The sequence below is a fragment of the Streptomyces sp. NPDC089915 genome (assembly GCF_040684675.1).
Classification (GTDB): domain Bacteria; phylum Actinomycetota; class Actinomycetes; order Streptomycetales; family Streptomycetaceae; genus Streptomyces.
In genome coordinates, this window is sequence record NZ_JBFBGN010000235.1 from 1 (window position 1) to 5,415 (window position 5,415).

Genomic DNA, 5,415 nt, shown 5'->3' on the forward strand with positions numbered 1-5,415 from the left:
TCCTGGAGCCCGAGCTCGGCGCGGCGGCGGGCTTCATCGCCCAGAACCCCGAACGGGCCCGCCGGCTCCTGGAGCACGGCCTGCACTCCCTCGTCCCCGCCAGGGGGTGCCGGCGTAGCGGGCGGCGGCCCGCTCCCGGGCCTCGCGCACCCGGTCGGCGACGGCCCGCGTGCCCTCGCCCCGGCCGCCCCGGCCCAGCAGGTCGGACCGGGTGACCGGTTCGACCTCCACCCGCAGGTCGACCCGGTCGAGCAGCGGGCCCGACAGCCGGGCCTGGTAGCGCCGGATCACCGAGGAGGGGCAGTCGCAGCCCGACCCCTGCAGGGTGTGCCGCCCGCAGGGGCACGGGTTGGCGGCGAGGACCATCAGGAAGCGGGCGGGCAGCCGTACCACCCCGGCGGCCCGGGCGATGACCACGTGCCCGGATTCGAGGGGCTGGCGCAGGGCGTCGAGCACCTTGGCGCTGAACTCGGCCGCCTCGTCGAGGAAGAGCACCCCCCGGTGGGCCAGGGAGACCGCCCCGGGCCTGGGGATCCCGGCCCCGCCGCCGACCAGGGACTGCATGGTCGCCGAGTGGTGCGGGGCGCAGTACGGGGGCCGGGAGACCAGCGGTTCGCCGGGCGGGAGGATTCCCGCGACCGAGTGGACGGCCGTCACCTCCAGGGAGTCCTGTCGGGTGAGGGGCGGCAGGATCCACGGCAGGCGCTCGGCGAGCATCGTCTTGCCGGCGCCCGGGGGCCCGTTGAGGAAGAGGTGGTGGCCCCCGGAGGCGGCCACCTCCAGGGCCCGGCGGGCGCCGTGCTGCCCGGCGACGTCCCCGAGGTCGGGGAAGTCCGGGCCGTCCTCGGCGCCCCGGGCCAGGCCCGTACCGAGTCCGGCGCCGGGCAGGAGCAGCCCGGCCAGCATCGGGTCGGGGCGCCCCTCCCCGTCCGGCGGGTCCTCCTCGGGCACCGGCGCGTCGGTGAGCACGGCGATCAGCTGGCGCAGGCTGCCCACGCCCAGCACCGCCACCTCCGGGACCAGGGCGGCCTCGGCGGCGCACTGCCGGGGCACCACCACCTGCCGGTACCCCGCCTCGGCGGCGGCGACCACGGCCGGGAGGATCCCCCGGACCGGGCGCACCCGCCCGTCCAGGCCCAGCTCCCCGATGAGCACCAGGTCGGCGATGGCGTCCGGGTCGACCACCTCGGCGGCCCCGAGGACGGCCGCGGCCACGGCCAGGTCGAAATGGGCTCCGGCCTTGGGCACGGAGGCCGGGCTGAGTCCGACCGTGAGCTTCTTCTGCGGCCAGGCTGCGCCGGAGTTCACCACGGCCGCCCGCACCCGGTCCCGGCTCTCGACCAGGGTCTTGTCGGGCAGCCCCACCAGGGTGAAGGCCGCGACCCCCGGCTCCAGGTCGGCCTGGACCTCCACCACCACGCCGTCGACGCCCACCAGGGCCACCGAGCAGGCCCGCGCGAACCCCATCAGGCCACCCCCCTGACGTGCTCCACCACGGGCGCGCCGCGCCCGGGCAGCAGGACCCCGACCAGGTCGATCCGCACCCCGCCCGGCGGTGGCCCCCCGTGGTCGGCGAGCCAGCGCCCGGCCAGCCGGCGCAGCCGCTCGGCCTTCCCGGCCCGGACGGCCGCCATGGGGTGCTCGAAGCCCCCCGCGCGGCGCGTCTTGACCTCGCACACGACGAGGGCTTCCCCGTCCCGCGCGACGATGTCGATCTCCCCGCCCCGGCACCGCCAGTTCCGGGCGATCACCGTCATCCCCGACTCGGTGAGCCGCCGCACGGCGAGCTCCTCGCCGTACCGCCCCATCGCCTGTCGTGCCACGCCCTTCGCGTTCATCCGGCACCACCTCCGGCACCGACGATCCCGCGTCCCGGCCCACCGAGTGGATCTTGGTGGACAACTCCGGAGCTGTGGACGAACCCCTCACCCCTGCGGGTGGATCCCCGGCCGGATCAGCCGCCCGGCAGTTCGAGGTCGCTCTTGTTGAGCTCCTCGATGTTCACGTCCTTGAAGGTCAGCACCCGCACCTGCTTGACGAAGCGGGCGGGCCGGTACATGTCCCAGACCCAGGCGTCGGCCATCGTGACCTCGAAGAACACCTCCCCCTGGACCGAGTGCACCTGCATCTCGTAGTCGTTGGTGAGGTAGAAACGGCGTTCCGTCTCGATCACGTACTTGAACAGCCCGACGACGTCGCGGTACTCCCGATAGAGCTTCAGCTCCATCTCGGTCTCGTACTTCTCGAGGTCCTCGGCGCTCATGGCATGTTCCCCTTCAGCCGTGCGTCCCCCTATTGTGCGCCAGCGCCGTGCGCCCCTAAACGATTTCCGGGGGCAGGACCACCGGAGCGTCCGGGGGACCGTCGTCGAGCAGCGTCCTCAGCAGCCCGGCGAGCTTGGTCGGGTACACCGTCTCACGGGCCGCCAGGAGTTCCTCGGAGGTCCACCATCTCGCCCCCGTGACGCTGCGCCGCTCCAGTTCGGTGAGGCCGCCCATCGCCGTCTCCGTCCGGGTGGTGCGGGCCAGGAAGTACCACTCGTCCTGCTCCCAGCGCCTGCCGTCGAAGGGGAAGGAGCAGTAGCGGTGCCACAGCACCGGCCCCAGCTCCACCTCGGTGATCCCCGTCTCCTCCGCCAGCTCGCGCAGCGCGGCCTGCTCTCGGGTCTCGTCGCCCTCCAGCCCGCCGCCGGGGGTGAACCACCAGTCGTCGGCGGGATCGGCCGGTTCGAAGCCGTGCAGCAGCAGGATCCGGTCCTCGGGGTCCAGCAGGATCACCCGGGACACCCTCCGGGGCCGCCCCTCGAACCGCTCAGCGCCCACCGGAGCGCCCCCGCGCCCGCCCGCGCCCCAGGACCCGGGCCACCGGCCCGTAGGCGGCCCCCAGCACCACGAGGGCGGCTCCGGCCACCACCGCGGCCACCTGGAGCCGCAGCGGCCCGGGCTGCGAGATCCCGCCGGGGAGCGCGGCGAAGACCTGCGGGCGGTCCAGCATCCCGGTGTTCGGCCACGCCAGGGCGTCGACCCGGGCCACCACCGCCGACCGGGGAACCGTCCCCTGGCCGGCGTCCTGCAGGTGGGCCCGCGAGTCCAGCGAGCCGGAGCGCCGGTCGCCCATCAGGAAGAGGTTGCCCTCGGGCACGGTCACCTCGAAGGAGGTCGTCCCCGCGGCCAGCGCGTCCCGCCCGGCCCGGTCCACGTACGGCTCGTCCAGCGGCTTTCCGTTCACGGTCAGCCGGCCGCCCTGGCCGCAGCAGCCGACGGTGTCGCCGCCGACGGCCACGACCCGCTTCACCATGGGCGAGTCGCTCCACTGGGAGTCCTTGAAGACGACCACGTCACCGCGGCGCACCTCGGCGCCGCCGATCCGCTCCGCCAGCACCCGGTCGCCGGGCTGGACGGTGGGGACCATGGAGTTCGTCGGCACGGTGTAGGGCTGGTACACCAGCGCCCCCCAGACGAAGCCGCCCAGGAAGAGCGCGAAGCCGATGGCGACGGCGATGCCCGACAACGCGTTGCCGAGCCCGCCGCGGCCGTCTCTGCCGCTCGCGCGTATTGCCTGTGCCTGTGTTCCGCCCATTGGTGCGCCCCCATACCCGGAGATGGCCGCCACCCGGCGATGGCCGGCCTGGGCGGCACCCTACCCGGCGGTAGGCGTCTTGGTCAGCCTCCGGCGGCGCCACAGGACGAGGGGCACCGCGCCGACGAGCCCGAGCGCCGCCGGGTTGACCCCGGCCGCACCGGCTCCGGCGGCCTGCGGCGAGTGCAGGGGGGCCGGGAGCTGCTTGTCGATGCCCTTCTGGTCGAAGGTGTCCGGGACCGGCAGGGTGGCCCAGCGGGTGACCGGCCAGGCGACGACCACGGCGCGCCCGACGACGTCCGAGACGGGCACGAAGCCCTGGGTGGAGTCCTGCATGTGGTAGCGGGAGTCCTGCGAGTTCTGGCGGTGGTCGCCCATCACCCAGATCTTGCCCTTGGGCACGGTGACCGGCCCGAACGGGGCGTCGTCGCAGGGGGTGTTGCCGGGGTAGATGTACGGCTCGTCCAGCGGCTTGCCGTTGACGACGACCGGTCCGCCCCGCTTGCACTCCACGGTGTCCCCGCCGATGGCGATGGTCCGCTTGATCAGGTCCTTCTCCTCGGCGGACGGCATCAGGCCGATCCAGCTGAGGACCTTCTGCACCACGTTCGGCTCGGGGGTGGGCTCGCCGTCCAGCCAGTGCGCGGGGTCGTGGAACACGACGACCTCGCCGCGCTCGGGTTCGGAGCCGAACCACGGGGTCAGCTTGTCCACCAGGACCCGGTCACCGCGCTGCAGGGTGTTCTGCATCGAGTCGGACGGGATCGAGAACGCCTGGACCAGGAAGGTCTTGATCAGCAGGGCCAGCACCAGGGCGATGCCGATGAGGAGCGGGAGCTCCTTCCAGAAGGAGCGGGGCCGCTCGGCCTCCGCGCCCGCCTCGTCGGTCTCGTGCGTGACGGCATCGTCCGGCCGCTCCTCGCCCTCATCGCGTCCGGATCGAGCGCCTACCGCCACATCCCCCACATCCACTCCTCACTCGCAAAGCCACCGCCCGCGCCGGAACAGGAACGGGCCCTCCCCTCCCTTAACGAGCGGGAGTTCCCTAAGGCGCGGGAGACCGGGAACACACTATGCGAACGCGGTGCCCCGACGGCGCCCGCCGGGCCGCCGCCGGCGGCCGGAGCGGGCCGGATCCGGAACGTCGAGGAAGGTCGCGGGCTGTTCCAGCCGGCGCCAGTGGTCGAACGGCCAGGCGATCACCACGGCCTGTCCCACCACGCCCTTCTCGTCGATGGTGCCCTCGAACGCCTCGTCGAGGTGGTAGCGGGAATCGGCCGAATTGGCGCGGTGGTCGCCCATCACGAAGAGCCGTCCGGCGGGTACGTGCACCTCAAAGGGGATGTCGGAGGGCGAGTTCCCGGGTGACACGTAAGGCTCATCGAGCGGACGGCCGTTGACGGTCACCCGCCCCCGGTTGTCGCAGCAGGCCACGGTGTCGCCGCCGATGCCGATGACCCGCTTGATCAGGTCCTGCTCGTCGGCCGAGGGCAGCAGGCCGATGAAGGTCAGGGTCTGCTTGATCTGCTTGACGCCCGCCGGGTCCTGGGCGGGCCGGGCCGCCTCGCCCTTGAGCCAGCCTCCGGGGTCCTTGAAGACGACGACGTCGCCCCGCTCGACCTTGGCGCCGAACCAGGGGGTCAGCTTGTCCACGAGCACCCGGTCGCCGATCCGGATCGTCTGCTCCATCGAGCCGGACGGGATGAAGAACGCCTGGACCAGGAAGGTCTTGAGCACCAGGGCTATGCACAGGGCCACCGCCACCAGCAGCGGCAGCTCCCCGGCCCGGCGGGTGCGCCGGCGCCGCCGCACCTTGCGCGCCATCCGGCGCCGCTG

At 73.6% G+C, this 5,415-nt stretch carries 6 protein-coding genes and 1 pseudogene; all 7 read right to left on the reverse strand.

Annotation, left to right across the window (positions count from 1 at the left end; translation table 11 throughout):
• Window positions 1–33: 33 nt before the first annotated feature.
• A complete protein-coding gene (locus AB0O29_RS33925; protein WP_365159699.1) occupies window positions 34–1,467 on the reverse strand; it encodes an ATP-binding protein in 1,434 nt (477 codons plus the stop codon).
• Window positions 1,467–1,838: a YraN family protein gene (locus tag AB0O29_RS33930; protein WP_365159702.1), complete on the reverse strand. Its 372-nt coding sequence runs from the start codon at window positions 1,836–1,838 to the stop codon at window positions 1,467–1,469. Before AB0O29_RS33930 ends, AB0O29_RS33925 begins: the two co-directional genes overlap by 1 nt.
• A 116-nt stretch (window positions 1,839–1,954) precedes the next feature.
• A complete protein-coding gene (locus tag AB0O29_RS33935) occupies window positions 1,955–2,263 on the reverse strand; it encodes a DUF2469 domain-containing protein (RefSeq protein WP_014675276.1) in 309 nt (102 codons plus the stop codon).
• Between the two features lie 55 nt (window positions 2,264–2,318).
• Window positions 2,319–2,822: an NUDIX hydrolase gene (locus AB0O29_RS33940; RefSeq protein WP_365159706.1), complete on the reverse strand. Its 504-nt coding sequence runs from the start codon at window positions 2,820–2,822 to the stop codon at window positions 2,319–2,321.
• On the reverse strand, window positions 2,812–3,579 hold the full coding sequence (lepB, locus tag AB0O29_RS33945; RefSeq protein ID WP_365159709.1) for a signal peptidase I: 768 nt from the start codon (window positions 3,577–3,579) through the stop codon (window positions 2,812–2,814). Before lepB (AB0O29_RS33945) ends, AB0O29_RS33940 begins: the two co-directional genes overlap by 11 nt.
• A 60-nt stretch (window positions 3,580–3,639) precedes the next feature.
• Entirely contained in the window at window positions 3,640–4,536 is an 897-nt protein-coding gene (gene lepB, locus AB0O29_RS33950; protein WP_365159712.1) for a signal peptidase I, read from the reverse strand.
• Window positions 4,505–5,415, reverse strand: a pseudogene (gene lepB / locus AB0O29_RS33955) (signal peptidase I); the annotation flags it as partial. The gene lepB (AB0O29_RS33950) and the pseudogene lepB (AB0O29_RS33955), both read right to left, overlap by 32 nt.

Excerpts from the sequence above, each read along its gene's own strand:
- AB0O29_RS33925 (WP_365159699.1), bottom strand. The coding sequence starts at position 1,467 with ATGGGGTTCGCGCGGGCCTGCTCGGTGGCCCTGGTGGGCGTCGACGGC.
- AB0O29_RS33930 (WP_365159702.1), bottom strand. The coding sequence starts at position 1,838 with ATGAACGCGAAGGGCGTGGCACGACAGGCGATGGGGCGGTACGGCGAG.
- AB0O29_RS33935 (WP_014675276.1), bottom strand. The coding sequence starts at position 2,263 with ATGAGCGCCGAGGACCTCGAGAAGTACGAGACCGAGATGGAGCTGAAG.
- lepB (WP_365159709.1), bottom strand. The coding sequence starts at position 3,579 with ATGGGCGGAACACAGGCACAGGCAATACGCGCGAGCGGCAGAGACGGC.